General features: G+C 41.0%; 37 protein-coding genes and 1 pseudogene. 33 read left to right on the forward strand and 5 right to left on the reverse strand.

Going from position 1 to position 26080, the window contains the following annotated elements:
• The first annotated feature begins 9 nt into the window (after positions 1-9).
• From rplD to AC1Z3T_RS11325, 27 genes and pseudogenes are all read left to right on the forward strand, one after another.
• On the forward strand, positions 10-612 hold the full coding sequence (rplD, locus tag AC1Z3T_RS11195) for a 50S ribosomal protein L4 (RefSeq protein WP_004816870.1): 603 nt from the start codon (positions 10-12) through the stop codon (positions 610-612).
• On the forward strand, positions 609-929 hold the full coding sequence (gene rplW, locus AC1Z3T_RS11200) for a 50S ribosomal protein L23 (RefSeq protein WP_004825192.1): 321 nt from the start codon (positions 609-611) through the stop codon (positions 927-929). The genes rplD and rplW overlap by 4 nt, the downstream gene beginning before the upstream one ends.
• 11 nt (positions 930-940) lie before the next feature.
• A complete protein-coding gene (gene rplB / locus AC1Z3T_RS11205) occupies positions 941-1765 on the forward strand; it encodes a 50S ribosomal protein L2 (RefSeq protein ID WP_004825191.1) in 825 nt (274 codons plus the stop codon).
• Positions 1766-1784: 19 nt separating this feature from the next.
• A complete protein-coding gene (rpsS, locus tag AC1Z3T_RS11210) occupies positions 1785-2060 on the forward strand; it encodes a 30S ribosomal protein S19 (RefSeq protein ID WP_004281508.1) in 276 nt (91 codons plus the stop codon).
• A gap of 11 nt (positions 2061-2071) precedes the next feature.
• Positions 2072-2401, forward strand: a complete 330-nt coding sequence (rplV, locus tag AC1Z3T_RS11215; RefSeq protein WP_001982638.1) for a 50S ribosomal protein L22 — start codon at positions 2072-2074, stop codon at positions 2399-2401.
• Between the two features lies 1 nt (position 2402).
• A pseudogene (rpsC, locus tag AC1Z3T_RS11220) lies at positions 2403-3219 on the forward strand (30S ribosomal protein S3).
• The gene (gene rplP, locus AC1Z3T_RS11225) at positions 3159-3572 is read left to right on the forward strand and encodes a 50S ribosomal protein L16 (protein ID WP_004825189.1); all 414 of its coding nucleotides are present in this window, start codon (positions 3159-3161) and stop codon (positions 3570-3572) included. The pseudogene rpsC and the gene rplP overlap by 61 nt, the downstream one beginning before the upstream one ends.
• On the forward strand, positions 3572-3769 hold the full coding sequence (gene rpmC / locus AC1Z3T_RS11230; RefSeq protein ID WP_004825188.1) for a 50S ribosomal protein L29: 198 nt from the start codon (positions 3572-3574) through the stop codon (positions 3767-3769). Before rplP ends, rpmC begins: the two co-directional genes overlap by 1 nt.
• Positions 3766-4023: a 30S ribosomal protein S17 gene (gene rpsQ / locus AC1Z3T_RS11235; protein WP_004725698.1), complete on the forward strand. Its 258-nt coding sequence runs from the start codon at positions 3766-3768 to the stop codon at positions 4021-4023. Before rpmC ends, rpsQ begins: the two co-directional genes overlap by 4 nt.
• A 92-nt stretch (positions 4024-4115) precedes the next feature.
• A complete protein-coding gene (rplN, locus tag AC1Z3T_RS11240) occupies positions 4116-4484 on the forward strand; it encodes a 50S ribosomal protein L14 (RefSeq protein WP_004725701.1) in 369 nt (122 codons plus the stop codon).
• An 11-nt stretch (positions 4485-4495) separates the two neighbouring features.
• Entirely contained in the window at positions 4496-4813 is a 318-nt protein-coding gene (rplX, locus tag AC1Z3T_RS11245; RefSeq protein ID WP_004825187.1) for a 50S ribosomal protein L24, read from the forward strand.
• Between the two features lie 16 nt (positions 4814-4829).
• Positions 4830-5366: a 50S ribosomal protein L5 gene (gene rplE, locus AC1Z3T_RS11250; protein ID WP_004825186.1), complete on the forward strand. Its 537-nt coding sequence runs from the start codon at positions 4830-4832 to the stop codon at positions 5364-5366.
• A 9-nt stretch (positions 5367-5375) separates the two neighbouring features.
• Positions 5376-5681, forward strand: a complete 306-nt coding sequence (gene rpsN, locus AC1Z3T_RS11255; RefSeq protein WP_004825185.1) for a 30S ribosomal protein S14 — start codon at positions 5376-5378, stop codon at positions 5679-5681.
• 13 nt (positions 5682-5694) lie between these two features.
• The gene (gene rpsH / locus AC1Z3T_RS11260; protein ID WP_004725709.1) at positions 5695-6090 is read left to right on the forward strand and encodes a 30S ribosomal protein S8; all 396 of its coding nucleotides are present in this window, start codon (positions 5695-5697) and stop codon (positions 6088-6090) included.
• A gap of 13 nt (positions 6091-6103) precedes the next feature.
• Positions 6104-6637 (forward strand): 50S ribosomal protein L6, encoded by a 534-nt coding sequence (rplF, locus tag AC1Z3T_RS11265; RefSeq protein ID WP_004725711.1) that lies wholly within the window; start codon positions 6104-6106, stop codon positions 6635-6637.
• Positions 6638-6651: 14 nt separating this feature from the next.
• Positions 6652-7002, forward strand: coding sequence for a 50S ribosomal protein L18 (gene rplR, locus AC1Z3T_RS11270; RefSeq protein ID WP_004725713.1), 351 nt, complete (start codon positions 6652-6654; stop codon positions 7000-7002).
• 2 nt (positions 7003-7004) lie between these two features.
• Complete coding sequence (gene rpsE / locus AC1Z3T_RS11275) at positions 7005-7502, forward strand: 30S ribosomal protein S5 (RefSeq protein WP_004825184.1); 498 nt, start codon at positions 7005-7007, stop codon at positions 7500-7502.
• Between the two features lie 6 nt (positions 7503-7508).
• Positions 7509-7685, forward strand: a complete 177-nt coding sequence (gene rpmD, locus AC1Z3T_RS11280; protein ID WP_004825182.1) for a 50S ribosomal protein L30 — start codon at positions 7509-7511, stop codon at positions 7683-7685.
• Positions 7686-7688: 3 nt separating this feature from the next.
• On the forward strand, positions 7689-8129 hold the full coding sequence (gene rplO, locus AC1Z3T_RS11285; protein ID WP_004825179.1) for a 50S ribosomal protein L15: 441 nt from the start codon (positions 7689-7691) through the stop codon (positions 8127-8129).
• A 45-nt stretch (positions 8130-8174) separates the two neighbouring features.
• Positions 8175-9494: a preprotein translocase subunit SecY gene (gene secY, locus AC1Z3T_RS11290; RefSeq protein WP_171064902.1), complete on the forward strand. Its 1320-nt coding sequence runs from the start codon at positions 8175-8177 to the stop codon at positions 9492-9494.
• A gap of 21 nt (positions 9495-9515) precedes the next feature.
• Positions 9516-9632, forward strand: coding sequence for a 50S ribosomal protein L36 (gene rpmJ, locus AC1Z3T_RS11295; RefSeq protein ID WP_000867907.1), 117 nt, complete (start codon positions 9516-9518; stop codon positions 9630-9632).
• A 107-nt stretch (positions 9633-9739) separates the two neighbouring features.
• Entirely contained in the window at positions 9740-10096 is a 357-nt protein-coding gene (gene rpsM / locus AC1Z3T_RS11300) for a 30S ribosomal protein S13 (protein WP_004825176.1), read from the forward strand.
• Between the two features lie 19 nt (positions 10097-10115).
• A complete protein-coding gene (gene rpsK / locus AC1Z3T_RS11305) occupies positions 10116-10502 on the forward strand; it encodes a 30S ribosomal protein S11 (protein ID WP_001040166.1) in 387 nt (128 codons plus the stop codon).
• A 12-nt stretch (positions 10503-10514) separates the two neighbouring features.
• On the forward strand, positions 10515-11138 hold the full coding sequence (gene rpsD / locus AC1Z3T_RS11310; protein ID WP_004825175.1) for a 30S ribosomal protein S4: 624 nt from the start codon (positions 10515-10517) through the stop codon (positions 11136-11138).
• A gap of 17 nt (positions 11139-11155) precedes the next feature.
• A complete protein-coding gene (locus tag AC1Z3T_RS11315) occupies positions 11156-12163 on the forward strand; it encodes a DNA-directed RNA polymerase subunit alpha (RefSeq protein ID WP_004650465.1) in 1008 nt (335 codons plus the stop codon).
• A gap of 18 nt (positions 12164-12181) precedes the next feature.
• Positions 12182-12547, forward strand: coding sequence for a 50S ribosomal protein L17 (gene rplQ, locus AC1Z3T_RS11320; RefSeq protein ID WP_004281488.1), 366 nt, complete (start codon positions 12182-12184; stop codon positions 12545-12547).
• Between the two features lie 201 nt (positions 12548-12748).
• Positions 12749-14242 (forward strand): flavin-containing monooxygenase, encoded by a 1494-nt coding sequence (locus tag AC1Z3T_RS11325; protein ID WP_100884440.1) that lies wholly within the window; start codon positions 12749-12751, stop codon positions 14240-14242.
• 116 nt (positions 14243-14358) lie between these two features.
• On the opposite strand, the gene AC1Z3T_RS11330 is transcribed toward AC1Z3T_RS11325, so the two are convergent.
• The gene (locus tag AC1Z3T_RS11330) at positions 14359-15531 is read right to left on the reverse strand and encodes an acyl-CoA dehydrogenase family protein (protein WP_005034122.1); all 1173 of its coding nucleotides are present in this window, start codon (positions 15529-15531) and stop codon (positions 14359-14361) included.
• Between the two features lie 180 nt (positions 15532-15711).
• Here AC1Z3T_RS11330 and AC1Z3T_RS11335 point away from each other — a divergent pair, with 180 nt between their 5' ends.
• From AC1Z3T_RS11335 to AC1Z3T_RS11355, 5 genes are all read left to right on the forward strand, one after another.
• On the forward strand, positions 15712-15969 hold the full coding sequence (locus AC1Z3T_RS11335) for an FAD assembly factor SdhE (protein WP_004825172.1): 258 nt from the start codon (positions 15712-15714) through the stop codon (positions 15967-15969).
• Entirely contained in the window at positions 15962-16360 is a 399-nt protein-coding gene (locus AC1Z3T_RS11340; protein WP_009586036.1) for a hypothetical protein, read from the forward strand. Before AC1Z3T_RS11335 ends, AC1Z3T_RS11340 begins: the two co-directional genes overlap by 8 nt.
• A 574-nt stretch (positions 16361-16934) precedes the next feature.
• Positions 16935-18023: a hypothetical protein gene (locus AC1Z3T_RS11345; RefSeq protein ID WP_004825166.1), complete on the forward strand. Its 1089-nt coding sequence runs from the start codon at positions 16935-16937 to the stop codon at positions 18021-18023.
• 75 nt (positions 18024-18098) lie between these two features.
• Positions 18099-18677, forward strand: coding sequence for a rhombosortase (rrtA, locus tag AC1Z3T_RS11350; RefSeq protein WP_100884441.1), 579 nt, complete (start codon positions 18099-18101; stop codon positions 18675-18677).
• Between the two features lie 327 nt (positions 18678-19004).
• Positions 19005-21203 (forward strand): TRAP transporter large permease subunit, encoded by a 2199-nt coding sequence (locus tag AC1Z3T_RS11355; RefSeq protein ID WP_004825161.1) that lies wholly within the window; start codon positions 19005-19007, stop codon positions 21201-21203.
• 168 nt (positions 21204-21371) lie between these two features.
• Here AC1Z3T_RS11355 and AC1Z3T_RS11360 read toward each other — a convergent pair whose 3' ends face one another.
• On the reverse strand, positions 21372-22151 hold the full coding sequence (locus AC1Z3T_RS11360) for an AraC family transcriptional regulator (RefSeq protein WP_005034115.1): 780 nt from the start codon (positions 22149-22151) through the stop codon (positions 21372-21374).
• Between the two features lie 162 nt (positions 22152-22313).
• On the opposite strand from AC1Z3T_RS11360, the gene AC1Z3T_RS11365 reads away from it, so the two are divergent.
• A complete protein-coding gene (locus tag AC1Z3T_RS11365) occupies positions 22314-23234 on the forward strand; it encodes a DMT family transporter (RefSeq protein WP_005034113.1) in 921 nt (306 codons plus the stop codon).
• A gap of 67 nt (positions 23235-23301) precedes the next feature.
• Here AC1Z3T_RS11365 and AC1Z3T_RS11370 read toward each other — a convergent pair whose 3' ends face one another.
• From AC1Z3T_RS11370 to AC1Z3T_RS11380, 3 genes are read right to left on the reverse strand one after another with little or no spacing between them, the layout of a single operon-like run.
• Positions 23302-23736: a hypothetical protein gene (locus AC1Z3T_RS11370; protein WP_005034111.1), complete on the reverse strand. Its 435-nt coding sequence runs from the start codon at positions 23734-23736 to the stop codon at positions 23302-23304.
• Between the two features lie 15 nt (positions 23737-23751).
• Entirely contained in the window at positions 23752-23961 is a 210-nt protein-coding gene (locus AC1Z3T_RS11375) for a YheV family putative zinc ribbon protein (protein WP_171064900.1), read from the reverse strand.
• 54 nt (positions 23962-24015) lie between these two features.
• On the reverse strand, positions 24016-26043 hold the full coding sequence (locus tag AC1Z3T_RS11380; RefSeq protein WP_419319975.1) for a M3 family metallopeptidase: 2028 nt from the start codon (positions 26041-26043) through the stop codon (positions 24016-24018).
• Positions 26044-26080 lie beyond the last annotated feature (37 nt).

The following is a 26080-nucleotide window of genomic DNA, read 5'->3' on the forward strand; positions in this document are numbered from 1 at the left end:
GGAAATAACGTGAATTTAAAAACTGTTTCCGGCTCTGCTGTTGAATTGTCTGAAGTTGCTTTCGGACGTGAATTTAATGAAGCTCTTGTACACCAAGTTGTTACAGCTTATTTAGCTGGTGGTCGTCAAGGTTCTAAAGCTCAGAAGTCACGTGCAGACGTTTCTGGCGGTGGTAAAAAACCATTCCGTCAAAAAGGTACTGGCCGCGCTCGTGCTGGTTCTATTCGTAGCCCAATCTGGGTTGGTGGTGGTAAAACTTTTGCTGCTCGTCCACAAGATTGGTCTCAAAAAGTTAACCGTAAAATGTACCGCGGTGCAATGCAATGTATCTTAGCTGAACTTGTTCGCCAAGATCGTCTTGTATTGGTTGAAGAGTTTGCAGTTGAAGCTCCAAAAACTAAAGAATTGCTTGCAAAACTAAACGGCTTGAACGCTACTCGCGCATTAATCGTTACTGAAGCTGTAGATGAAAATCTATACTTAGCTGCACGTAACCTTCCACACGTTGATGTGGTTGATGCTGCTGGGATCGATCCTGTTGGTTTGATTGCGTTCGATAAAGTTGTTATGTCTGTTGCTGCTGCTAAGAAAATTGAGGTAGAACTCGGATGAACAACGAACGTATCTATCAAGTCCTAAAAGGACCTGTATTCTCAGAAAAAGCACAAGTTTTAGGTGAAACTGCTGGTGTTCAAGTATTTAAAGTTGCACTTGATGCAAACAAGCTTGAAATCAAAAAAGCAGTAGAACAATTATTTGGTGTGGAAGTTGTTAAAGTTAACACGACTATCACTAAAGGTAAGACTAAGCGCTTTGGTCGTACATTAGGACGTCGTTCTGATGTTAAGAAAGCATACGTCACCCTGAAAGCTGGCCAAGATGTTGAAATGGCTGACTTGGGCGATACCGCTGAAAGCGCAGCGGAATAAGGACGAAAATTATGCCGATTCAAAAATGTAAGCCAACGTCTCCAGGACGTCGCTTTGTAGAGAAAGTGGTTCATGATCACCTTCACAAAGGCGCGCCTTATGCACCGTTGGTTGAAGCTAAAAAACGTACTGGTGGTCGTAATAACAACGGTCACATTACTACTCGTCACGTTGGTGGTGGTCATAAACAACACTACCGTATCGTTGACTTTAAACGTAACAAAGATGGCATTCCTGCTGTAGTTGAGCGTATTGAATACGATCCTAACCGTACATCTCATATTGCTTTATTGAAATATGCTGACGGTGAGCGTCGTTATATTATCGCTGCTAAAGGTTTACGTGCTGGTGATAAAGTACAGTCTGGTAACGATGCTCCAATTCGTCCAGGTAACTGCTTACCACTTCGTAACATGCCTATCGGTTCTACACTACATAACATCGAGCTTAAAATCGGTAAAGGTGCACAATTAGTGCGTTCAGCTGGTACTTCTGCTCAGTTGTTAGGTCGTGACGGTTCTTACGCAATCATTCGTCTTCGTTCAGGCGAAATGCGTAAAGTACACGTTGAATGTCGTGCTGTGTTAGGTGAAGTATCTAACTCAGAAAGCAACCTTCGTTCACTTGGTAAAGCAGGTGCTGCACGCTGGCGTGGCGTTCGTCCTACCGTTCGTGGTATGGCGATGAACCCAGTAGACCATCCACATGGTGGTGGTGAAGGGCGTAACAAAGGTATTCAACCTGTAAGCCCATGGGGTCAAAAAGCTAAAGGGTACAAGACTCGTACCAATAAGCGTACGACTAAGATGATCATTCGCGACCGTCGCGTTAAGTAACAAGTAAAGGAATCTGACAATGCCTCGTTCTCTGAAAAAAGGCCCATTCGTCGATGCGCACTTGTTCGCTAAGGTTGAAGCGGCAATCGCGGCTAATAACCGTAAGCCGATCAAAACTTGGTCGCGTCGTTCGATGATCCTCCCGGATTTTGTTGGTTTAACAATTTCTGTACACAATGGCCGTAACCATGTTCCAGTGATCGTATCTGAACATATGGTTGGTCATAAATTAGGTGAATTCGCGCCAACTCGTACCTATCGTGGTCACGGTGTTGACAAGAAGTCTAAACGTTAATAGGTGCTATGATGGAAGTAACTGCTAAATTACGCGGTGCCGCTATCTCGGCACAAAAAGCACGTTTGGTTGCAGACCTAATTCGCGGCAAATCTGTTGCGCATGCTTTAAATATCTTGAACTTCAGCAACAAAAAAGCTGCAGTTTTAGTTAAAAAAGCTTTGGAATCTGCGATTGCAAACGCTGAACACAATAACAGTTTAGATGTTGACGATCTTAAAGTATCTACGATTTACGTTGATGAAGGCATGAGCCTTAAACGTATTATGCCACGTGCTAAAGGCCGTGCAGATCGTATTACTAAGCGTACTTGTCACATTACCGTTAAGGTAGGGGTTTGATATGGGTCAGAAGGTTCATCCAATCGGTATCCGCCTTGGTGTTGTAAAACGTCATAACGCCAACTGGTATGCGAGTCCGAAACAATACGCTGAATATTTGCTTAAAGATCTTCAAGTTCGTGAGTTTTTAACTAAAAAACTTAAAAGCGCGATGATCAGCAATATTCTTATCGAACGTCCTACAGGCGCTGCTAAAGTAACAATTAGCACTGCTCGTCCAGGTATCGTGATCGGTAAAAAAGGCGAAGACATTGAAAAATTACAGCGTGAACTCACCACTATTATGGGTGTTCCAGCGCAAGTAAGCATCAACGAAATCGATCGCCCAGATTTAGACGCTCGTTTAGTTGCTGAAGCAATCGCTTCTCAATTAGAGAAACGTGTAATGTTCCGTCGTGCTATGAAGCGTGCGGTTCAAAATACGATGCGTGCTGGTGCTAAAGGTATCAAAGTTGAAGTTTCTGGTCGTTTAGGCGGTGCAGAGATTGCACGTACTGAATGGTATCGTGAAGGTCGTGTACCTTTGCATACACTTCGTGCTGATATCGACTATGCAACTATGCGTGCTGAAACTACTTACGGTACGATTGGTGTTAAAGTTTGGATTTTCCGTGGTGAGATCTTAGGTGGCATGAAACAAGTCATGAACCCTGCTCCTGCTGAAGAACGTCCAGCTAAACGCGGTCGCGGTCGTGGTGAAGGTCAAGAGCGTCGTGGTCGTCGCAATGATCGTTCTGCTGAAAAAGGAGAATAATCCATGTTGCAACCTAAACGTACTAAATTCCGTAAGGTGCAAAAAGGCCGTAACACTGGTCTAGCGCATCGTGGTAGCACAGTATCTTTCGGTACAATCGCACTTAAATCTATTGAACGTGGTCAAATGACTGCACGTCAAATTGAAGCTGCGCGTCGTACAATTAGCCGTCGTGTTAAACGTGGTGGTAAGATCTTTATCCGTGTTTTCCCAGACAAACCAATTACTGAAAAACCATTAGAAGTTCGTATGGGTAAAGGTAAAGGTTCTGTGGAATACTGGGTTTGCCAAATCAAACCAGGTAAGATCTTGTACGAAATGGATGGTGTTAGTGAAGAATTGGCACGCGAAGCGTTTACGCTTGCAGCTGCTAAGCTTCCATTTAAAACCACTATCGTTACTAAGACGGTGATGTAATGAAAACTAAAGATCTACGTGAAAAGTCGGTAGAAGAGTTGACAGCTTTGCTTGATGAGCAACAGTTGAACCAATTCCGTCTTCGTATGGCGAAAGCAACAGGTCAATTGGGTAAATCGCATGAAGTTGCGTTAACTCGTAAGACTATTGCTCGTATCAAGACCCTCCTTACCGAAAAACAGGGGAACGCACAATGAGTGAGCAAACAGTTCGCACGTTAACAGGCAAAGTAGTAAGTGACAAAATGGACAAGTCTATTGTTGTACTTATCGAACGCCGCGTTCAACACCCGTTGTATGGCAAATCAATCCGCCGTTCAACAAAATTACACGCTCATGATGAGAACAACACTGCTAAAACTGGTGATGTTGTAACCATTAAAGAAAGCCGCCCAATTTCAAAAACTAAAGCTTGGACTTTAGTGGAAGTTATTGAAGCAGCTGCTGAGTAATTAGACGTTCTTGTTGCATCATCGGTCAATTTCGAGTACTCTTTGAGCCTTTCGAAATTGCGACCGGTGATGCTCGGTTTTGGAGTAGGGCAATGATTCAGACCGAAAGTATGCTAGACGTAGCAGACAACAGTGGTGCTCGCCGCGTACAATGTATTAAAGTACTTGGTGGTTCACATCGTCGTTATGCTTCTGTTGGCGACATTATTAAAGTTACTGTAAAAGAAGCAATTCCGCGTGGTCGTGTTAAAAAAGGCGACGTGATGAATGCAGTTGTAGTTCGTACTAAATTCGGTATTCGTCGTCCAGACGGTTCTGTGATCCGTTTCGATGATAATGCTGCAGTTATCTTGAACAACAACAAGGCTCCGATTGCCACTCGTATTTTCGGACCAGTGACTCGTGAACTTCGTACTGAACAGTTCATGAAAATCATTTCATTGGCTCCTGAAGTTCTATAATAGAGGCAATCATGGCTAAGATTAGAAAAGGCGATCAAGTAATTGTGATCGCAGGTAAAGAAAAAGGCAAACAGGGTACTGTTTTGTCTGTTTCAAATGACCAAGTTAAGGTTGAAGGCCTTAATTTAGTTAAGAAGCATCAAAAGCCGAACCGTGCAACAGGTGCTGAAGGCGCTATCGTTACACAAGAAGCTTCGCTTCATATTTCAAACGTGGCAATTTTAAATGCTACAACCCAAAAGGCTGACCGTGTTGGTTACCAAGTGATTGAAGGCGTGAAAACTCGCGTTTACAAATCAAATGGTGAATCAGTGGCGGTAGCGAAGTAATAGGTTGAAATAGGCTATGGCCAGACTTAAAACACGTTATAACGACGAAATCCGAGCTAAGTTAAAAGAAGAACTTGGTTTGGCTAATGTGATGGAGATTCCTCGCATCACTAAAATCACCATCAACATGGGTGTTGGTGCGGCTTCAGCTGACAAGAAATTGTTAGATGGCGCTTTGGCGGATATGCAAGCTATTGCTGGTCAAAAACCAGTTCTTACATTAGCGCGTAAATCAATCGCTGGTTTTAAAATCCGTGATGGTTGGCCGATTGGTTGTAAAGTAACTTTACGCGGCGAACAAATGTACGAATTCTTAGATCGTTTGATCTCTATTGCGATTCCTCGTATTCGTGACTTCCGCGGTTTTTCTGCGAAATCATTCGATGGTCGTGGTAACTACTCAATGGGTCTCAAGGAACAAATCATGTTCCCTGAAATCGATTTTGATAAGATCGATCGTATTCGTGGTATGGATATTACTATCACTACGACTGCTCGCACCGATGACGAAGGCCGTGCGCTAATCCGTGCATTCGGCTTCCCGTTCAAATAAGAGGTCGATATGGCTAAGAAAGGTATGATTAATCGCGAATTGAAACGCGAAGCTACAGTTGCTAAATACGCTGCAAAACGTGCTGAATTAAAAGCAACAATTGCAAACGTAAATGCTTCTGATGAAGAACGTTTCGAAGCGATGATGAAGTTACAAGCATTACCACGTAATGCGTCTCCAGTACGTCTTCGTAACCGTTGTGGTTTAACTGGTCGTCCTCATGGTTACTTCCGTAAGTTCGGTTTAAGCCGTAACAAATTACGTGACACAGTAATGCAAGGTGATGTACCGGGCGTTGTTAAGGCAAGCTGGTAAGGAGCGACTATAAATGAGTATGCAAGATACCGTTGCCGACATGTTAACTCGTGTTCGTAACGCACAAATGGCAAAGAAACAAACTGTTTCTATGCCTAATTCTAAGTTGAAAGTTGCAATTGCAAACGTACTTCAACAAGAAGGTTACATTTCAAATGTAGAAGTTGCTGATCTTGAAGGCAAAGCTACTTTGACAATTACTTTAAAATATTTTGAAGGCAAACCAGTTATCGAAACTGTGAAGCGCGTAAGCCGTCCAGGTCTACGTCAGTATCGCGGTAAAGATGCACTTCCGAGCGTTAAGCAAGGTTTAGGTATTGCAATTGTTTCTACAAGCAAAGGCATCATGACTGATCGCGCTGCACGTGCTGCGGGCGTTGGTGGTGAAGTTATTGCTTTTGTTTCTTAATAGGTGATTCCTCATGTCTCGTGTGGCTAAAGCCCCAGTAACTGTACCTAACGGTGTAGCAGTTACTCAGAACGGCCGGCAGGTCGAAGTGAAAGGCAGCAAAGGTACGTTGTCTTTCAACCTGCATGCGCTGGTCGAGCTTAAACAGGAAGAAGGTCAACTTCATATTGCTCCAGTTAAAGAATCTCGTGATTCTTGGATGCAAGCTGGTACTGCTCGCGCTGTTCTTAATAACCTTGTTAAAGGTGTTAACGAAGGCTTCGAACGTAAGTTACAACTGATCGGTGTTGGTTATAAAGCTGCGGTTAAAGGTACTGTTGTAAACCTTAACCTTGGTTATTCTCATCCAATCGATTACGCTCTTCCAGAAGGTGTAACTGCTGAAACTCCGACTGCTACTGAAATCATTTTGAAATCAGCTAACAAGCAATTGTTAGGTCAAGTTGCTGCAGAAATCCGTGGTTATCGTCCGCCAGAGCCTTATAAAGGTAAAGGTGTTCGTTATTCTGACGAAGTTGTACTTCGTAAAGAAGCTAAGAAGAAATAAGGCGCGAGGTTCTTATGAACGAAAAGAAACAATCCCGTTTGCGTCGTGCGAAAAGCACACGCTTGCACATTCGTGCATTGGGTGCGACTCGTTTGTGTGTAAACCGCACGCCGCGTCACATCTATGCTCAAGTTATTTCTGCAGATGGTGGCAAAGTATTAGCGCAAGCTTCTACTTTGGATGCATCTTTACGTAGCGGAACTACTGGTAATGTAGATTCAGCTACTAAAGTAGGTGCTTTAATCGCAGAACGTGCAAAAGCTGCTGGTGTAACTAAAGTTGCATTTGACCGTTCTGGTTTTAAATATCATGGTCGTATCAAAGCCTTGGCTGATGCTGCTCGTGAAAACGGCTTGGAGTTCTAATCATGGCTAAAGTTGAACAAAACGAAGGTCTTGTTGAAAAGCTGGTTGCCGTTGATCGTGTAGCCAAAGTTGTTAAGGGTGGTCGTATCTTCTCTTTCACAGCATTAACTGTTGTGGGTGATGGTAATGGTCGTGTAGGTTTTGGTCGCGGTAAAGCGCGTGAAGTTCCAGCTGCTATTTCTAAAGCACTTGAAGCTGCACGCCGCAACATGATCACTGTTGATCTTGTTGATGGTACTGTACAACATCCTATTAATGCTCGTCATGGCGCTAGCCGTGTTTACATGCAACCTGCATCAGAAGGTACTGGCGTAATCGCTGGTGGTTCTATGCGTGCGGTTTTAGAAGCTGCTGGTGTACGTAACGTATTGACGAAGTGCTATGGTTCTACTAACGCAGCTAACGTTGTAAACGCGACTTTTAACGGTTTGCGTGATATGACTTCTCCTGAGAAAGTTGCTGCGAAACGTGGTCTTTCAGTAGAACAAATTTTAGGGTAATCAATCATGAAAACGATTAAAGTTACCCAGACTAAATCTTCTTCGCATCGTTTGAAAAATCACAAACTTTGCCTACAAGGTTTAGGTCTGCGTCGTATTGGTCATACAGTAGAAGTGGTAGATACTCCTTCTAACCGTGGTATGATCAACAAAGTCTACTATATGGTTAGTGTAGAGGAATAAGCCATGACTCTGCGTTTAAATGAGCTTGCACCTGCTGAAGGTGCAAAACGTGAAAACCGTCGTTTAGGCCGTGGTATCGGTTCTGGCGTTGGTAAGACTGGTGGCCGTGGTGTCAAAGGTCAAAAATCACGTAAAAGCGGTGGCGTTCGTCCAGGCTTTGAAGGTGGTCAAACTGCGTTATATCGTCGTTTACCTAAATTCGGTTTCACAAGCCAATTGGCTTTGAAAACTGCTGAAGTACGTTTGTCTGAACTTGCTAAAGTTGAAGGTGATATCGTTTCACTTGAAACTTTGAAAGCTGCGAATGTAGTACGTAAAGATATGATACGTGCTCGTGTCGTTCTTTCTGGTGAAATCACTCGTGCATTCACTGTTCAAGGTGTTGCATTGACTAAAGGCGCTAAAGCTGCTGTTGAAGCTGCTGGCGGTAAAGTCGAGGAGTAATCGCGAGTGACTATGTCTCCTAGTTCTACAGGTCATGTTAACATGATGAAAGGTCAGCCATTTCACGTGAAATACCGTGAAATTATTCGCCGATTAATGTTCTTGATTGGCGCATTGGTGGTCTTTCGACTAGGAGCGCATATTCCGCTGCCAGGTATTGATAATGTTGCTCTAGAACGTTTTTTCAAAGCTAATGAAGGTACTTTCTTAGGTTTGTTTAATATGTTCTCGGGTGGAGCATTAGAACGAATGTCCATTCTTGCGTTGGGGATCATGCCATACATTTCTGCATCCATTATTGTGCAGTTAATGTCTACAGTGGTTCCTTCGTTAGAAGCATTGAAGAAAGAAGGCGAGCAAGGTAAGCGTAAGATCAATCAATATACGCGTTACGGCACTCTATTGCTTGCATTGGTTCAAGGTATCGGGATGTGTGCTGGTCTGATTAGTCAAGGGATTACTTTGACTTCAGGACTGGCTTTTTACGTTCCAGCACTAACATCGTTGGTTGCAGGTACTATGTTCCTGATGTGGTTAGGTGAGCAGATTACTGAACGTGGTGTCGGTAATGGTATCTCAATGATTATCTTTGCAGGTATTGTTGCTGGTTTACCGAACTTAGTGATTCAAGCATTTACTTCGGTAGATAATGGTCAATCCAGTCTTATTGGTTTGGCTGTATTTGGATTGCTATCAGTTGCTGTTTTAGCCGCAATTGTGTTTATTGAGAAAGCTCAACGTCGCATACCTGTAAACTATGCACAAAAACAGCAAGGTCGTCGTGTATTTACTGCACAGCAAACGCATTTGCCATTGAAAATCAACATGGCAGGGGTAATTCCAGCAATTTTCGCAAGTTCGTTATTGTTGTTCCCTGCAAGTTTAGGACAATGGTTAGGCAGTGCTGATCCAAATGCAGGAATTGTAAAACGTAGCCTACAAGATTTGGCATTGGTATTATCGCCTGGACAACCGTTGTATTTAGTGCTCTTCGGTGCGTTAATTATCTTTTTCTGTTATTTCTATACGGCGCTTGTATTTAGCCCGAAAGAAGTATCAGAGAACTTGAAACGCAGTGGAGCTTACGTACCTGGTATTCGCCCAGGTGAGCAAACTGCTCGTTACTTAGATCATATTCTTAATCGTTTGACGTTTATTGGTGCAATCTATATCACGGTCATCTGTTTAATGCCGATGATTTTACAAAGCTCTTTCGGTATTCCATTCCATTTGGGTGGTACCTCATTGCTTATCGTGGTTGTGGTTGTGATGGACTTTATGGCTCAGCTTCAAGCCCATCTCACTTCGCATCAATATGACAATCAATCGTTAATGAGAAAAACGACTGCTCATCCTAAGGGATAAGCGCACTTAGAAGGTTTCATCATGAAAGTACAAGCTTCTGTAAAGAAAATTTGTGGTAGCTGTAAAGTTATCCGTCGTAATGGGGTTATTCGCGTAATTTGCAGCGCAGAACCTCGTCATAAGCAGCGTCAAGGTTAATTTAATTAAGACCTGTTGATTTCAGTAGGCTAATTAGGTTATTATCCGCCCCTCAAGATTTTTGTGGGGCGGTTGATTATCTCTACTGCCTTTTTGGAGAAATTTGAATGGCTCGTATTGCCGGTGTAAACATTCCGGATAACAAGCATGCTGTTATCTCTCTCACGTATATTTTTGGTATTGGTCGCCACACTGCTAAGAGCATCTTAGCTGCTGCTGGTATTGCAACTACGACTAAAATCCGTGAATTAGATGACGCTCAGCTTGATGCGATTCGTGCTGAAGTTGCTAAGGTTCCTACCGAAGGTGACTTACGTCGCGAAATTTCCATGAACATTAAACGTTTAATGGATTTAGGCTGCTACCGCGGTCTTCGTCATCGTCGCAGCTTGCCTGTTCGTGGACAACGCACCAAAACTAACGCACGTACCCGTAAAGGTCCGCGCAAACCTATTAAGAAATAAGATTTCTGGAAGCTAAAAGATGGCTAAAGATACTCGCACACGCAAGAAGGTCACTCGTACCGTCTCTGAAGGTGTTGCACACATTCACGCTTCTTTTAATAACACCATTGTTACGATTACTGATCGTCAAGGTAATGCATTGGCTTGGGCTACTTCAGGTGGACAAGGCTTCCGTGGATCACGTAAATCAACTCCGTTTGCTGCTCAGGTAGCTGCTGAAGTTGCTGGTAAAGCTGCTTTAGATTACGGTTTGAAAAACTTGGACGTCCTTGTTAAAGGTCCTGGTCCAGGTCGTGAATCTGCGGTTCGTGCATTAGGTGCAGTGGGTTATAAAATTAACAGCATTACCGATGTGACTCCGATTCCGCACAACGGTTGCCGTCCACCTAAAAAACGTCGCGTGTAAGGAGAAACATTCATGGCTCGTTATATTGGTCCAAAATGCAAACTCTCTCGCCGCGAAGGGACAGACCTGCAATTAAAATCTGGCGTTAAACCTTTTGACGTCAAAACAAAAAAATCTGCTAAAGCTCCTGGTCAACATGGCCAAAGCCGTGCTAAACAATCTGAGTATTCACTACAATTACGTGAAAAACAAAAAGTACGTCGTATGTACGGTGTTTTAGAGCGTCAATTTAGTAATTACTACAAAGAAGCTGCTCGTGTTAAAGGCGCAACTGGTGAAAACTTGTTGAAATTGCTTGAAAGCCGCCTCGATAACGTTGTTTATCGCATGGGTTTTGGTTCTACACGTGCAGAAGCTCGTCAGCTGGTATCTCACCGTTCAATCACTTTAAATGGTCGTCGTGTTAACATCGCGTCTATCCAAGTTAAAGCGGGTGACGTGATTGCAGTTCACGAAAGCGCTAAACAACAATTACGTATCAAAAACGCAATTGAATTAGCTGCTCAACGTGGCACAGCTGCTTGGATTGACGTAGATCATTCAAAACTTGAAGGTACATTTAAAGCTGCACCTGATCGTTCTGATTTACCTGCTGAAATCAACGAAAGCTTGATTGTAGAATTGTATTCTAAATAATCCTTGAGGTAGCAATAATGACGCGTACTGCAAACGAGTTTCTAACTCCGCAAGCGATCAAGGTCGAAGCGGCAAGCGGGACCTCGGCAAAAGTGATTCTTGAACCATTAGAGCGTGGCTTCGGTCATACTCTTGGTAATGCTTTACGTCGCATCCTATTGTCTTCTTTACCTGGCGCTGCTGTGGTAGAAGTTGAAATAGAGGGTGTCGAGCACGAGTACAGTACTTTAGAAGGCTTGCAGCAGGACATCGTCGAGCTCTTGCTGAACCTAAAAGGATTGTCTATTAAGCTGTTCGATCAAAACGAAGCATATTTAACATTGGAAAAGCAAGGTCCTGGCGATGTAACTGCTGCTGATCTTCGCTTACCGCATAATGTTGAAGTGGTTAACCCTGAACATTTGATCGGTACTTTAAGTGCTTCAGGCTCATTAAAAATGCGCTTGAAAGTTTCTCAAGGTCGTGGTTATGAAACTTCTGACTCACGTTTCCCTGAAGGTGAAACGCGTCCTGTAGGTCGTCTACAGTTAGATGCTTCTTATAGCCCAATCAAACGTGTGTCTTACACAGTTGAAAACGCTCGTGTAGAACAACGTACTGACCTTGATAAGCTGATCATTGATCTTGAAACAAATGGAACAGTAGATCCTGAAGAAGCGATCCGCAAAGCGGCAACAATCTTGCAACAACAAATTGCAATTTTTGTTGATCTTCAGAAAGATCAAGCTCCAGTTGCTCAAGAGCCACGTGAAGAAGTTGATCCAATCTTGCTTCGTCCAGTTGATGATCTAGAGCTTACTGTTCGTTCTGCTAACTGTTTGAAAGCAGAAAATATTTACTACATTGGTGATCTAGTACAGCGTACTGAGGTTGAGTTGCTTAAAACTCCTAACCTTGGTAAAAAATCGCTTACTGAGATCAAAGATGTTCTGGCTTCTAAGGGCTTACAGCTCGGCATGCGTTTAGAGAACTGGCCACCAGCTAGTCTCCGTATGGACGATCGTTTCGCCTATCGTAGCCGTTAATTAAGTAGGACTATCACCATGCGTCATCGTAATAGTGGTGTGAAATTAGGCCGTACCAGCAGCCATCGTAAAGCGATGTTCCAAAACATGGCGAATTCTTTGTTTGAGCACGAGTTAATCAAAACAACTGTGCCTAAAGCAAAAGAGTTACGTCGTGTAGCTGAGCCTTTAATCACTTTAGCTAAAAACGATACTGTAGCAAACCGTCGTTTAGCGTTTGCTCGTACTCGTTCAGCAGCAACAGTTGGTAAATTATTTACCGTTCTTGGCCCTCGTTACAAAGAACGTAACGGCGGTTATCTACGTGTTCTTAAAGCTGGTTTCCGTGCAGGTGATGCTGCGCCGATGGCTTATGTAGAGCTTGTGGATCGTGAAGTAAACTAATTACTTACGTCATAGAACAATCGGTTGTTCGAAAAAGGTCGGTATTTCACCGACCTTTTTTTGTGCCTGTATTGTTAGACAATTTTTTAAATTTGTCCTCAATTGACATGAATTTCGTCAGAAAAATTCAAACTTGACATTGCGTATTGTCAAATTTATGCTTTAATAAAAATGTACTCTTAAAAAGGTTATAAAAAGAACATGGAAAAGCAAGTTGATATTCTTATCGTTGGCGCAGGTATCTCTGGTATCGGTGTTGCTGCACATCTTTCTAAAAACTCGCCACAACGTTCATTTGAAATTATTGAACGTCGTGCAAGCTTCGGTGGTACGTGGGATTTATTTAAATATCCTGGTATTCGCTCTGACTCAGATATGTCTACATTTGGTTTTAATTTTAAACCATGGCAAAAAGCCAATGTATTAGCTGATGGCGCATCAATCAAAGGCTATGTTGCAGAAGTTGTTGAAGAGTTTAAGTTAAAAGATAAAATTCATTATAATCATCGTGTGCGTACTGCAAATTATGATTCTTCAATCAAAAAATGGATTGTAGAAATCGAAGATGAAAATCAAAAATTACAAACTTGGGTCGCAAACTTCGTAGTTGGCTGTACGGGTTATTATAATTACGATCAAGGGTATCAACCCGACTATCCAGGTAAAAATGATTTTAAAGGTGAATTCGTTAATCCACAATTTTGGCCAGAAAACTTAGATTATACAGGTAAAAAAGTAGTGATTATTGGTAGTGGTGCAACTGCCATCACTTTAGTTCCTGCAATGGCTAAAGGTGGAGCAGGTCATGTGACCATGTTACAACGATCACCGACTTATATTGCCTCTATTCCATCTGTTGATTTTGTTTATGACAAGATGCGTAAAGTTTTACCAGAAGATATTGCCTATAAATTGACTCGCGCACGTAACATTGGCATTCAACGTGGTTTATATGCTTTGGCACAGAGCCAACCAAAAATTGTTAGAAGTTTTTTACTGAATCGAATTGAACGTCAGTTAAAAGGCTCAACAACAGATATTAAGCACTTTACGCCTAGTTATAATCCTTGGGATCAACGTCTATGTGTTGTTCCAGACAGTGATTTATTTAAAACCTTACGTTCAGGTAAAGCTAGTGTGGAAACCGATCATATAGAAAGAATCACTGAAACAGGTATTCAGCTCAAGTCTGGTAAGCATTTAGATGCAGACATCATTGTTTCGGCAACAGGTTTAGAAATTCAAATTTTAGGTGGTATCAAAGCTACTATTGATAATAAGCCAATGAATACTTCTCAGCACATGTTGTATCAGGGTGTAATGGTCAGCGATGTGCCAAATATGGCGATGATTATTGGTTATATCAACGCATCATGGACATTGAAAGTTGATATTGCAGCAGAATATATCTGTCGTCTGGTCAATTATATGGACAAGAAAGGCTATGATGAAGTGATTCCTCAAGGTGATGCAACAGAGTTGATGGAAGATACTGTGATGGGTAGCTTAAGCTCGGGCTATATCGCACGTGCTGCGGATGTTATGCCAAAACAAGGTAAGCATGCGCCTTGGAAAGTGACCAATAATTATCTTGCAGATCGTAAAGAGCTTAAAAATGCTAAGTTTGATGATGGGGTCTTAAAGTTTCACAAACGTGAAGCGCAAGCAGCAAAAAAGCCTAAACTGGTTTCCTAATTTAATTTGGAAATAAAAAGGAGCGTAAGCTCCTTTTTTATGTGATGATAAAATTTAATTATAAAAAGCTTGGCTATAGAAAAAGGAGCCGAAGCTCCTTGATCAGAACATTTCAATTATAAGGAGCGTGAAATGAGTTCTTTCATAATTTCATTGGTGCCTGCATAAATCCGATTTGCACGATTATCAATATATGCACGAGCAATTGGATATTCCATCATATAGCCATAGCCACCATGCAATTGTAGACATTCATCGACAACATTTGAAAATAGTTCAGAAATTTTATATTTTGCCGCTGCTGCAGCATCGACCCCTAAGCTTCCTTGAAGTTGTAATTCCATACAACGATCAAGATAAGCACGGCAGAAATCAATTTCTGTGCGCATTTCTGCAAGTTTGAAACGGGTATTCTGAAATGCACCAATCGGTTTACCAAAGGCTTTACGATCTTTGGTATATTGAACGGTATGCGCCAGTGCGGCTTCTGCACCCGCCTGACAAATAATTGCCACCAACATACGTTCCCAAGCCAACTCTTTCATTAGCATGATGAAGCCCATACCTTCCATACCCAAAAGGTTTTCTTTCGGGACTCGTACATCTTCAAAGAACAATTCACAAGTGTCTTGACCTTTCATCCCAATTTTATTGAGGGGTTTGCCTTTGGTAAATCCAGCACGGTCTGCTTCAACGATAATTAAGGATAGGTTTGCTGAACCTTTATCAGAATTGCCTGTTTTACAGACCACAATTGCCATATCACAAAGATAGCCATTGGTAATAAATATCTTAGAACCATTGATGACATATTCATCACCATCCAGAACGGCTGTAGTGCGAACACCTTGCAAGTCAGATCCAGTACCCGGTTCAGTCATTGCAATTGCAGTGACGGTTTCACCAGATGCCATTTTAGGCAACCAATGTTTCTTTTGTGCTTCATTACCAAAATTATTGATATAGTTGGCAACGATATCTGAATGTAGAGAAAAGCCAGTTGAAGAATCCATCGCATAGGCTTGTTCTTCAATTAAGATCATGCTGTATAGGCGATCTACTCCATAACCACCATATTCTTCAGGCATGGTTGCACAAAGTAAACCCAGCTCACCAGCCTTATTCCACAAGTCACGGTCGACATGTTGTTGTTGCTCATACTTTGCAATATTCGGTACAACTTCTTTTTCATAAAATTTTCGTACAGTTTCACGAAAAGCCTCGTGATCTGAATTAAATAATTGGCGTGGCAACATATTGCTTAGAGGTCGAATTGCACCTGATTGCATTTTTATAATATCCATATGAGTTTTAGTGAGTTGAAATTAGGTGAAATGTCGAATTGCCGCAATGAGATGAATGCTCAAAACTTATTTTTAAATGATGAATTTGGTCATTTCAAAGAATTTAGCGCGAAAATAATGTTGAATAAGGTAAACTAAGCCAGAACTGAATCATTGGGGTAAAAAATGTCAGAAGAAATGAGTTTAGAAGAGCGTAAGGTGATTTATCGCGCACGTCGTGGTCTAAAAGAGATTGATGTTTATTTTGACCCTTATGTAAAACAATATTACTTACAAGCGGATGCACAAGAAAAAGCCTTATTTAAAGAATTGGTTGATCAAGAAGATCCAGACCTACTTGATTGGTTTATGGAGGTTTCTGAACCACCACGTCCAGAGTTAAGAGTATTGATCAATAAGTTAAAACATTATGTTCATGGCTGAATCAAGTCAACATCAGCGATATGAATTAAGACCCAGTCGGATTGCACTGGGTTTTCAGCTTTTATGCCTAGCATTGATGTTTATTCTGTGGCTGAAAATTTTGAATATTTGGTTGTGTTTGTTGTTACTGTTGTTGGGATTACTCAGTTTAAAATGGTTGAGAAAACATCGGCAGGTAAAAAGTTTGGCACAATTGGATTTAGCTGAATGGGTGATTCAATATACGGATTTACAACAAGCACAGCATGTGCAGATCAAACACATGATTGATCATAGTTTTTATGTTGTGGTGTATTTTAATGAAAAAAAACATGCGAATTTGATTATTTGGCAGGATCAAATGAGTATTTTGGCGTGGAAATCTTTGAAATCTAGGGTCAAACTTCAATAATTGTCTAACAAATATAAATTTTTAAAGTTAAATTTAATCCTGATAAAACAATTTCTTAATTAAAAAAATGGCAATCTAGTTCACATTGTTAGACCAAAAGGATAAAAAATTGTGCAATTCAGCAATTGTCTGACAATTATCTCTTCAAAAACATACTTCTACCTGTAAATTAAAAAAACCAACAGCGAGGAGGAATTTCCAAATGGGTGAAATTCATACGTTTTGGTTCTTAGTGGTTGCAATCATGCTTGCAATTATATTTGGAAGACTAGGAACTATGCTGAGGGAACAGATTGAAAAGGCTCACGATAACAAAGTTAACGCGAGTAAGTTTAAAACCAATAAGCTCTCTCAATAGAGTTTACCTTTTAATAAGTAGCATGTGCTGAACCGTCGCAATGCTACTTTTTTTTGCCTAAAATTTCTATAAAAAAAAGATCAGGTCAATTGAATACACAACGAAGTCTGTCAAATTGTTCAGATAGAATTAGAGCAATTACTCTTTTATTCAGAGAATGCATCTGATATTGTTATTTAAAAAGGATATAAACACAATTATATAGAGGACAGGAGTATGTCTAAGGCCCGTAAATTTGGTCAATTGATGCTGACCGCTGTGATTGCTTCGTCTGTATTATCAGGATGCTCATATGTCGTTAAATCAGGTGCCAATGTTGCACTTGGATTTAGTGAAAAGCATATCGTTCCACCAATTTTGGCGGGAAATGATACTGATATGGCTTGTAATTCTGGCAATGCATTAACTCCAGCAATCATGGCAACTAAAGATATGGGGGCAGATCCAACCCGTATGGCAGTATTACTCTATTCCGCTGCGGGAATGTGTGCAGAAAATCGCGCCTTGGATGCTGAACTCAGATATTTACGTGCTTCCAAAGACGGTAAAGTCACAGAAGCGCAAGATGCGCGTGTAGAACAAAAGCGCTGGGCAGCATTGGCAGCAGAACGCCAATACACGGGTTATCAGTTATTTGCAGAACGTTGGCAAGCCAAATATAAATATACCTTGGGTGACTCTTGTCCAACCATGCGTAAGGACTTAGATCAAACAATCTATCTCATTGGTTTATTGAGTGGCTTGCAGGCTATGACCAATGATATTAACTCTGGCGGTGCAGTGAATGTGCCTAAAGATATTGCTGCAATTGTTGAACGTGGTATGACTTGTTTAGACAATAACAAATTCTGGGGTGCGCCAATGGCGACCCGTGCTGTAATTTGGATATTGTTACCAGGTGCAGGAGATGGTAAGCCAGATCCGACACAAACCTTACAACAATCTATGCAAATTGCAGAACAAAAAGGCGTTCGTTTGGCATTTGCAATGAATGCTGTGGCTGCTCAAGCCAGCGGTGATGACGCAAAATTGCGATCTGCGTTAAAAGCTTATGCTGCATCTCGTGCTGATGATAAGCCTGTTAACCCTGAATTTAGATTGTTAGATGGTATGGCAGGTCAGATGATCCAAGGTATCGCAGATCGTTACTGGACTGAAAATACAGGTGTACGTGCGCCAGATGATGGTATGTCTACTTTCTGGGATGAACAAGCTTCTTCTGGTGATGACGAGTTATTCAATGACTTACCTGCGCCAACAGAAGATCCTGCTCCATCTACAGAAGAACCCGCAAATAATCCATAATATTCATTTTCTTTCTAATGAATAGATTGGTTAGAATCAAAGAAGAGCAATAGCTCTTCTTTTTTATGGTGTCGCATGGTCCAACAGAAGCATAATGAGAATTTTTGGTTTATTGGTTTAAGCATCACTTTTTTTGCAGTTCTTCAGCTTTTTCAAAATGCCTTGATTTATCAATCAGACTTATTTCTGACTCAACCTTGGCGTTGGTGGACAGGGCATTGGGTACATGTGGGATGGATTCATTATGGCTTAAATGTGTTGGCTTTGGCATGTCTCCCTTTGCTATTTCCCAACATTCAACAAAAAGTCTTAATCTTATTATTGCTGGTTTTATCACCTTTACTCAGTCTTTGTTTTTACCTGTTTTATCCTCAGATTTTCGCTTATGCAGGCTTGTCAGGTGTTTTGCATGGTTTATTTATTTTTGGTGCAATTGTAAGTTTGCAACAACCGCATGAACGTAAATTTGCTGTATTGCTACTCTTACTCATCCTTGGAAAAATAGCTTGGGAATATCGCTTTGGCGCTCTACAAACAGAACAATTGATTGGTCATCCTGTATTGACGCAGGCTCATTTACTAGGTGTCATTTTTGGCAGTATTTGTTCAATTTTAACTTTGGTTTTTCATTTTAATGTTTTAAAGAATAAGTAATATTATAAGGGGAGACAAAAATATTAACTTCTTACAATTGATTAATTTTGATCTGCTTTTGTTCTTGATTCTTCAGGCATTCAGCGTATTTTAGTAAGAATAATAGATAAACACTGATTTTTTCTCATATTAAATTATAAATTTAGAGGTGAGTTGACAAAAAGGTCGCCAAAAAAATTAATCTTTGTCATGTTTTTTCTAGGAAAATTACGGCAAATTTAAGATGTACCGATAGGAATGGGTATTGGTAAAGGATTTTACCTCTGACCTAATAATAAAGATAAGTTATGCAAGCAATTGCATAGTGGTTTTAAAACTGGAATAACAATGCAAGAACCTGTAAATAATAGATCGGGATTAGGTCTACTCAGTTATCTCTGGAATGAGTGGTTCTCAACCTTTTCCATCCTTATTCTACTCCTGCTGACCTTGATTATTGGGACAGGGGATATGATCCATGGGCAAATGCTCCGTTTAGGCGAACGCCTGTATGGAGACGAAAAAATAGGAATGCAATATTCCTTTTTACGTGCCGAACCAAAACAACCTTCATGTGATCGCAATCTAGACATCGATAAGCTGGTAAAAGAAAAAATGCAACAGGAAGCCAGTGATCCTGATGCTGCGTTTTTCGGGTTAACACCTGAGGCAGATGTCCGAGCGTCATTTGTTTCAGCCCAGACTGATTGTGAACAAAAATATGCGTTCTATGATAAGTCAATGAAGCATATGGAAGATCATCCATCCATTCGTACTTATCGTTCAATGGAAACGGGCTTTTTCTGGATATTGAAATGGGGCTCTGAACATCGCGTCCTGATTTTAATTTTGATGGTGGTGATTGCTGCAATCACAGCATCATTAAAAATGCATCATATTGGTTTACGCCCTGCACGAACCAAACTTGATTTTAAAGTTTATAACGTTGCAATGGTGCTTGGTAATGCATTGCTCAGTTTCTCGGTAATTAGCCAGTATCGTTCCGTACAAAACTCAGGTGTAGAATCTACACTGGAAACCATCGGTGTCTACTGGTTGTGGATGATTCTATTTACCGTCCTCACCGTGATTAGCCTGTATAAATTATTCCGCACACCTGAAACAGCCGAAGAAGGTGGGAATTTTGGACTAGCACTGCTCAGCATTCCTTTATATGCCTTCATGGCGATTGTAACGGGTATTGCCTTTACATTCTTTATGGACTATCCAATGGGACAAGGGATTTACCTTGGCTTATTGACTGAGTTCTCTAATATCTTCCTGAACTTAGCGCTGTTCATTTGGGCGGGGATGTTACTGACTCAAACCCGAGTCATGGACTTGTTCTTGGCGATTTTACGCCCTTGGAACTTGGCGCCAGAAACATTGACTTGGATCATTTTGATTGGTGCTGCAATTCCTACAGCCTATACTGGCGCATCGGGTATCTTCGTTGTTGCCGCGGGTGCGATCATCTATAAAGAAGTATGGAATTCTGGTGCACGCCGTCAATATGCATTGGCTGTTTCAGCAATGTCAGGTTCATTGGGTGTGGTATTACGTCCATGTCTGTTGGTGATTTTAATTTCGATGCTTGATAGCCGCCATGTCACTTCTGATGAATTATTTGATCACGGTATCTATGTATTCTGGTTAACTGCATTTATTTTCCTCGGGGTGTCATTGTTCCTTGCAGAGAATAAATTCCGCATTAACTCACCAAAAGTTGCAGTTCCAGGTATGTTGCGCGCATTTTTACCTGTGATCCCATATATTTTGATTGTTGCAGTTGTGATCGGCTTCTATAAGTTCGGTTTAGACACGCAAATGGATGAGTTTACTGCACCTGTTATTCTTCCAATCATGCTGTTGGCATTTATTTTGTTTGATAAATTATTTGGCAATAAATTACCAATTCCGGAAAATCCAAATAAAGCACTTGCACTGGAACATGAAAAGAATTCAGAGTACTTACGTGAGCATGGAGATACCGCAGAAACTAAGCGTGGTTTCCGCAGTGCGATTCGTTTTGCGACCTCTGAGAGTGTAGGACATATTGGTGCACTGATTATCCTGATGGCATTGTCTGCAAGTGTGGGTGGTTTGATTGAGCGTAGCGAAATCGTGACCATGGTTCCAACGCATCTGGGCAGTATCTTGGTAACGCTTGGCTTTATGGCGTTATTGCTTGCAATGATCGGGATGACAACAGATCCATTCGGTGCGGTGATTCTTGTTGCTGCAACGATTGCGCCAGTTGCATTTGATAATGGTATCCATCCAATCCACTTCTGGATGATTGTATTGGTTGCATTCGAGTTCGGTTATGTGACGCCACCAGTTGCACTGAATCATTTGCTGACGAGGCTCTCTGTGGGCGATGCTGAAGTCGCCGCCGCTGACGCTGAAGCGAAAGCAAAATATACCAGCTTCTATTATCGTTATGAGCGTTGGATCTTACCAATCGTGGTCTTGTTCTCTGCCTTAATGATCGTGACCTATGCACCTTACTTATTTAATCTATTTGATTGGTATAGTGCGAAGTAATGACCACAATTAAAAAGCGCCTTAGGGCGCTTTTTTTGATGGTATGTATTATGTGGAGAAATTACAGCTTTTAAGTGCTGATATATTTGAGCAAAAAAGTTAAAGCGAACATTTATAAATAGCTGTAGTCGATATGTCGATGATTGTGCTAAAACTTGATGACCGTGTTTAGAGTGAGTCAGACTGAAATTGTTGAATATATTCACTGGGCGTTAAACTGGTCTCTCGTTTAAACATGGCACTAAAAGCACTTGCACTGTCATAACCTAAATCTAAAGCAACATTGAAAATTGACTTATTCATTGCGAGATCAATCATTGCTTGCATCAAGCGGGCTTGGCGAACCCAATGACTAAAATGCATTTGGGTTTCTTTTTGAAAATGTCGTGTAAGGGTTTTGGGGCTGATATGCAAAAGTGCTGCGGCATGTGCTAAGCTCCAATCCTGAGCCAGATCATTTTTAATAGCAACGCAGAGTTTTTGTAGTTTAATATTTTGCGGTTCGGGCAAATTAAAAGGCAGTACATTTAGTAGAGCCACTTCATCTAAAATCAACTCAAGTAATCGCTGCTCTCGACTGTGTGGCTGAATTGGGCTTTGAATCTGCATGGCATGACGAATCAACTCTTTGAGCAGGGGAGAAATACTCACGACACGACAATGATTCACCAATTGATCACGTGCATCAGGCTCGATAAATACGCCATAGGCTTGTACATCACCACTGATGTGTAAGGCATGAAGCTGATAGGCAGGAATCCATACACCACGTCCAGGAGGTGTAACCCAAGTTCCCTCTGTGGTTTGTACTCGAATTACACCCGTAAGCGTATGAATGAGCTGAACTCGATCATGGCTGTGCCAATCTTCTACATGACCGTGACTATAGTTTTCTGTAAATGCATATACAGGATAATCTAAAAATCCATGATCGTAATTATTGCCCAACGACCTACCCCCATATTTGAATGTTTGGTTTTATTTTCAACATGACCCTGTGCCTATCATAAATAAAATGTCCTTTTCTCGATAATTTTTGTCATTTTGTCGTACAAGCCCGAAATCAATATTTTTTAACATGATTGCTTCTTTCTGTATAGGCAGAAGCTTATGTTCCAAAAAGCATATTTCTATCCCTTGTTTGCCATTTTGTTTTGGGCTGGAAATGTCATTGTGTCCAAAATGGCGAGTCATGCGATTTCACCGATAGCGATTACATTTTATCGATTGGTCTTTGCATTGGCTGTGATGAGTACTTTTGTTCTGATTCCGACATGGAAAAATCGTAAAGTCATTGCTCAATACTGGAAGCACTTGGCTTTAGGTGGCTTTCTATCAGTCTCATTATTTCAGTTTTTATCTTATCAGGCTGCTGCTACCACGACTGCAACCAATATGTCGATTGTCACAGCGCTGATTCCCTTATTGACAATTATTTTAAGTACTTGGATTTTAAAAGATCAGATGAGTTATGGTTTGGTGATCGGGGGCTTATTATCTTTTTATGGTATTTTGTACTTATTGAGTCATGGACATATTGCTCAGGTGTTTACTCAACGTATGCATCTTGGTGATGCCTTGATGCTTATTGCATCAATCGGTTATGCGCTATATGGTGTTCTGTTAAAGCGTTGGAAAATGCCGATCCCTGCTTGGCAAGCAAATTTTGTGATGTCTACTTTTGCAATCCTATATGTTTTACCTTTTTCCATTTTTTTACCTGCTTCTCAAATGCAGTTGAATCAACACACCATTCCTTTAATTTTATATGCCAGCATTTTCTCGTCTATTTTGTTGTCTTATTTATGGATTGAGGGGGTAAGGCATTTAGGACCGAATAAGAATAGTATTTTTATGAATTTATTGCCGATTTTTACTGCTTTAATTGCAGTGGCGTTGCTCGGAGAACAGCTGCAAGTTTTCCATTTGGTTGGTGGTGGTCTGACATTGTGTGGAATTTTATTGGCACAAATGATGCAAAAACCGATTCAATGGGGCAAACGAAATAAACAGTCACTCGACTCACTTTAAATGTATTTTATTGACCATAAAAAAGCCTAAACAGTGTGTTTGTTTAGGTTTTTATGAATCCACCGCTTTATTGCTTTTGAGTAGCAAGTTGTTGTTCTAATATTTTAATTTGCTCTTCTTTCAACTTAATCAATTGATCTGCATCCGCATGTTGAGAGGTGAGGTTCTGCTGTTGATCATCCAATTGTTTTTGAATGTCTTCTAACTTGGCAACTTCCTCTTTTGCCAAACTGGCATTCTCTGGGACTTTATCTTTTAAAATCGTTTCATTGACTAATTCCACATTGGCTGCAGAAGCGCTTTGCTCAGCGGGCTGTGCGGTAACTGGAGCAGTTTCTGGTACTTTTTTGGTAGGTGCAGTTTGATGAATTTGCTCATTATTTTGTGCCGTTTCAGATGAATGATTCAACCAGAAAAAACCTGCAATTAATAAAATAACCGCTATTAAGCCACCTGCAATGATCCACATTAATTTTGAATTATTTCTTTCTTCTACATACATTTTATAAGATCCAATTTATTTTGAAGAGCGAGGCTTGAATTGAATCACCCCAATTTCATCAGGTATGGCTGGCTCTTCAGGCGCATCTACATGAGTAGGGCGATTTTCAGAGTAACCACACTCGATGCATTCAATCCATTCAGCATCGCCTTGGGTGAGCATTACAATACGATCCATCGCTTCACATTTCGGACATTTTGCACCAGCAATGAAACGACGTTTAATATTCATACACCCACCACACTTTAAACAATTTTGACCGTTAGTTTAAGCGTTTTTTTAGCTATTCGTCCAACCTTGATGACGCAATAATGCATCTATTTTTGGCTCACGACCACGGAAATTGATAAATGCGTCAAGTGCTGTATCTTTTCCGCCAACTGCAAGAATTGCCTTACGAAATTCTTGACCAGTCTGGGTGTTAAAAACACCTTCATTTTCAAAACGGTCAAAAGCATCACTGGCTAAAACTTCAGCCCATTTGTAGGAATAATAGCCTGCAGCATAACCTCCTGCAAAAATATGACTGAACCCATTTTGGAAACGGTTATAAGGTGCAGTCGCTAACACTGCATATTTATGTCGAATATCATCTAAAGTCGCTTGGATCTGTTCTGCATTCAGTGCAGGAGTGAGCTTGTGAATGGTTAAGTCAAATAAAGCAAATTCGATTTGACGTAACGTTTGCATACCTGATTGGAAGAAACGTGCATCCAACAATGCTTTAAGCAGGTGATCGGGCAGTGTATCTTTAGATTCGATATGTTCACTGATTAAAGCTAAACTTTCACGGTCCCAAGTCCAAAACTCCATAAATTGACTTGGTAATTCAACTGCATCCCAAGCCACACCGTGTGTTCCTGCAACTGCGATATTATCCACTTCGGTTAACATGTGATGTAAGCCATGACCAAACTCATGGAATAAGGTATTCACTTCATCATGTGTTAATAACGCAGGTTGATTACCTACAGGAGGGGTGAAATTTCCAACCATATAGCAAATTGGTTTTTGTAAACCTGTTTCGGTTTGCATACGTGACCGGAAGCCACTCATCCATGCACCACCACGTTTACCATTGCGGGCATAAAGGTCAAAATAGAATCCACCTATTACAGTCCCTTGATCTTCTAGCTCATAGTAGTGTGCATCTTTATGCCAAAGTGGAGCTTCACGCTCAATCACTTGGATACCATACAAGCGTTTTACAATATTGAATAAGCCTTGAATGACTTTAGGTGCAGGAAAGTAAGGTTTTAAATCTTCTTGAGAAAGATTGAACTGTTGAACTTTAAGTTTCTCAGAATAATAGGTACTGTCCCAGGCTTTCAGTTCATCGATACCATCTTGTTGGGCGATGGCTTTGAGTTCATCAACTTCTTTTAATGCTGGAGTGCGCGCATGTTCTGCTAAATCCACAAGAAATTGATCTACAGTGGCAACATCGGGTGCCATTTTTGATGCAAGTGAATATTCAGCATAATTGTCAAAACCTAAAAGCTTTGCCATTTCCTGACGTAAGCTCAGGATTTCAACCATGACCGGCGCATTGTCAAACTGTGTGTCAATTGCTTGATCAGATGCACGTGTTACGTAGGCATGGTAAAGCTCTTCACGTAAAGCCCGATCATCAGCATAGGTCATGATCGCCAAATAGGATGGAATATCTAAAGTAGCAACAGGTTGGTCTAACTCACGTTGCTGTCCATATTGTTTGAGCAATTCGATGCTACTTTGCGGTAAACCTTTTAACTGTTCTGTCGTTAAAACTTTACTATATGCTTGGGTCGAGTCTAAAACATGATTTGAAAAGTCTGACGAGAGTTGTGATAGACGTGCTGAAATTTCAGCATAGCGTTTTTTGGCTTGACCTTCTAAAGCGACACCTGAAAGCTTAAAGTCTCGAAGCGCGAGTTTAATTGCACTCTGTTGAGCTGCTGATAAGTCAGCAAAAATTGAGTTGTCATAGACATTTTGATAAGTCTGGAACAAAGCAACATGTTGACCAAGCTGAGTGTAGTATTCGCTGAGGCTTGGTAATAAGGCTTGATACACTTCGCGTGTTTCGGCATTGTTCATGACCGCATTGAGGTGTGACAAAATTCCCCAAGATTCACTCATATTGTTTTCAAGTGTATCTACCGTTTCAATCACGGTAAGTTGTTGCTGAATCGTTTCAGGAACTTTAGTCAATTCATTTAAAAAGTTTTGACCATTTTGAATGGCTTGTTCAATATTGTGTTGAAGTTGATCTAGGGTGATTTGATCAAATTGGGGGACAGGCAAAGTTGCCTTTTTTAATGTCATATGCTTTATGCCATATCAATTCTAAAGTTATAGATAG

The organism is Acinetobacter sp. B-6, from assembly GCF_056930735.1.

Coding starts and splice junctions, on each gene's coding strand:
- rplW (WP_004825192.1), top strand. CDS start 609: ATGAACAACGAACGTATCTATCAAGTCCTAAAAGGACCTGTATTCTCA.
- rplB (WP_004825191.1), top strand. CDS start 941: ATGCCGATTCAAAAATGTAAGCCAACGTCTCCAGGACGTCGCTTTGTA.
- rpsS (WP_004281508.1), top strand. CDS start 1,785: ATGCCTCGTTCTCTGAAAAAAGGCCCATTCGTCGATGCGCACTTGTTC.
- rplV (WP_001982638.1), top strand. CDS start 2,072: ATGGAAGTAACTGCTAAATTACGCGGTGCCGCTATCTCGGCACAAAAA.
- rplP (WP_004825189.1), top strand. CDS start 3,159: ATGTTGCAACCTAAACGTACTAAATTCCGTAAGGTGCAAAAAGGCCGT.
- rpmC (WP_004825188.1), top strand. CDS start 3,572: ATGAAAACTAAAGATCTACGTGAAAAGTCGGTAGAAGAGTTGACAGCT.
- rpsQ (WP_004725698.1), top strand. CDS start 3,766: ATGAGTGAGCAAACAGTTCGCACGTTAACAGGCAAAGTAGTAAGTGAC.
- rplN (WP_004725701.1), top strand. CDS start 4,116: ATGATTCAGACCGAAAGTATGCTAGACGTAGCAGACAACAGTGGTGCT.
- rplX (WP_004825187.1), top strand. CDS start 4,496: ATGGCTAAGATTAGAAAAGGCGATCAAGTAATTGTGATCGCAGGTAAA.
- rplE (WP_004825186.1), top strand. CDS start 4,830: ATGGCCAGACTTAAAACACGTTATAACGACGAAATCCGAGCTAAGTTA.
- rpsN (WP_004825185.1), top strand. CDS start 5,376: ATGGCTAAGAAAGGTATGATTAATCGCGAATTGAAACGCGAAGCTACA.
- rpsH (WP_004725709.1), top strand. CDS start 5,695: ATGAGTATGCAAGATACCGTTGCCGACATGTTAACTCGTGTTCGTAAC.
- rplF (WP_004725711.1), top strand. CDS start 6,104: ATGTCTCGTGTGGCTAAAGCCCCAGTAACTGTACCTAACGGTGTAGCA.
- rplR (WP_004725713.1), top strand. CDS start 6,652: ATGAACGAAAAGAAACAATCCCGTTTGCGTCGTGCGAAAAGCACACGC.
- rpsE (WP_004825184.1), top strand. CDS start 7,005: ATGGCTAAAGTTGAACAAAACGAAGGTCTTGTTGAAAAGCTGGTTGCC.
- rpmD (WP_004825182.1), top strand. CDS start 7,509: ATGAAAACGATTAAAGTTACCCAGACTAAATCTTCTTCGCATCGTTTG.
- rplO (WP_004825179.1), top strand. CDS start 7,689: ATGACTCTGCGTTTAAATGAGCTTGCACCTGCTGAAGGTGCAAAACGT.
- secY (WP_171064902.1), top strand. CDS start 8,175: ATGAAAGGTCAGCCATTTCACGTGAAATACCGTGAAATTATTCGCCGA.
- rpmJ (WP_000867907.1), top strand. CDS start 9,516: ATGAAAGTACAAGCTTCTGTAAAGAAAATTTGTGGTAGCTGTAAAGTT.
- rpsM (WP_004825176.1), top strand. CDS start 9,740: ATGGCTCGTATTGCCGGTGTAAACATTCCGGATAACAAGCATGCTGTT.
- rpsK (WP_001040166.1), top strand. CDS start 10,116: ATGGCTAAAGATACTCGCACACGCAAGAAGGTCACTCGTACCGTCTCT.
- rpsD (WP_004825175.1), top strand. CDS start 10,515: ATGGCTCGTTATATTGGTCCAAAATGCAAACTCTCTCGCCGCGAAGGG.
- AC1Z3T_RS11315 (WP_004650465.1), top strand. CDS start 11,156: ATGACGCGTACTGCAAACGAGTTTCTAACTCCGCAAGCGATCAAGGTC.
- rplQ (WP_004281488.1), top strand. CDS start 12,182: ATGCGTCATCGTAATAGTGGTGTGAAATTAGGCCGTACCAGCAGCCAT.
- AC1Z3T_RS11325 (WP_100884440.1), top strand. CDS start 12,749: ATGGAAAAGCAAGTTGATATTCTTATCGTTGGCGCAGGTATCTCTGGT.
- AC1Z3T_RS11330 (WP_005034122.1), bottom strand. CDS start 15,531: ATGCAATCAGGTGCAATTCGACCTCTAAGCAATATGTTGCCACGCCAA.
- AC1Z3T_RS11335 (WP_004825172.1), top strand. CDS start 15,712: ATGTCAGAAGAAATGAGTTTAGAAGAGCGTAAGGTGATTTATCGCGCA.
- AC1Z3T_RS11340 (WP_009586036.1), top strand. CDS start 15,962: ATGGCTGAATCAAGTCAACATCAGCGATATGAATTAAGACCCAGTCGG.
- AC1Z3T_RS11345 (WP_004825166.1), top strand. CDS start 16,935: ATGTCTAAGGCCCGTAAATTTGGTCAATTGATGCTGACCGCTGTGATT.
- rrtA (WP_100884441.1), top strand. CDS start 18,099: ATGGTCCAACAGAAGCATAATGAGAATTTTTGGTTTATTGGTTTAAGC.
- AC1Z3T_RS11355 (WP_004825161.1), top strand. CDS start 19,005: ATGCAAGAACCTGTAAATAATAGATCGGGATTAGGTCTACTCAGTTAT.
- AC1Z3T_RS11365 (WP_005034113.1), top strand. CDS start 22,314: ATGTTCCAAAAAGCATATTTCTATCCCTTGTTTGCCATTTTGTTTTGG.
- AC1Z3T_RS11370 (WP_005034111.1), bottom strand. CDS start 23,736: ATGTATGTAGAAGAAAGAAATAATTCAAAATTAATGTGGATCATTGCA.
- AC1Z3T_RS11380 (WP_419319975.1), bottom strand. CDS start 26,043: ATGACATTAAAAAAGGCAACTTTGCCTGTCCCCCAATTTGATCAAATC.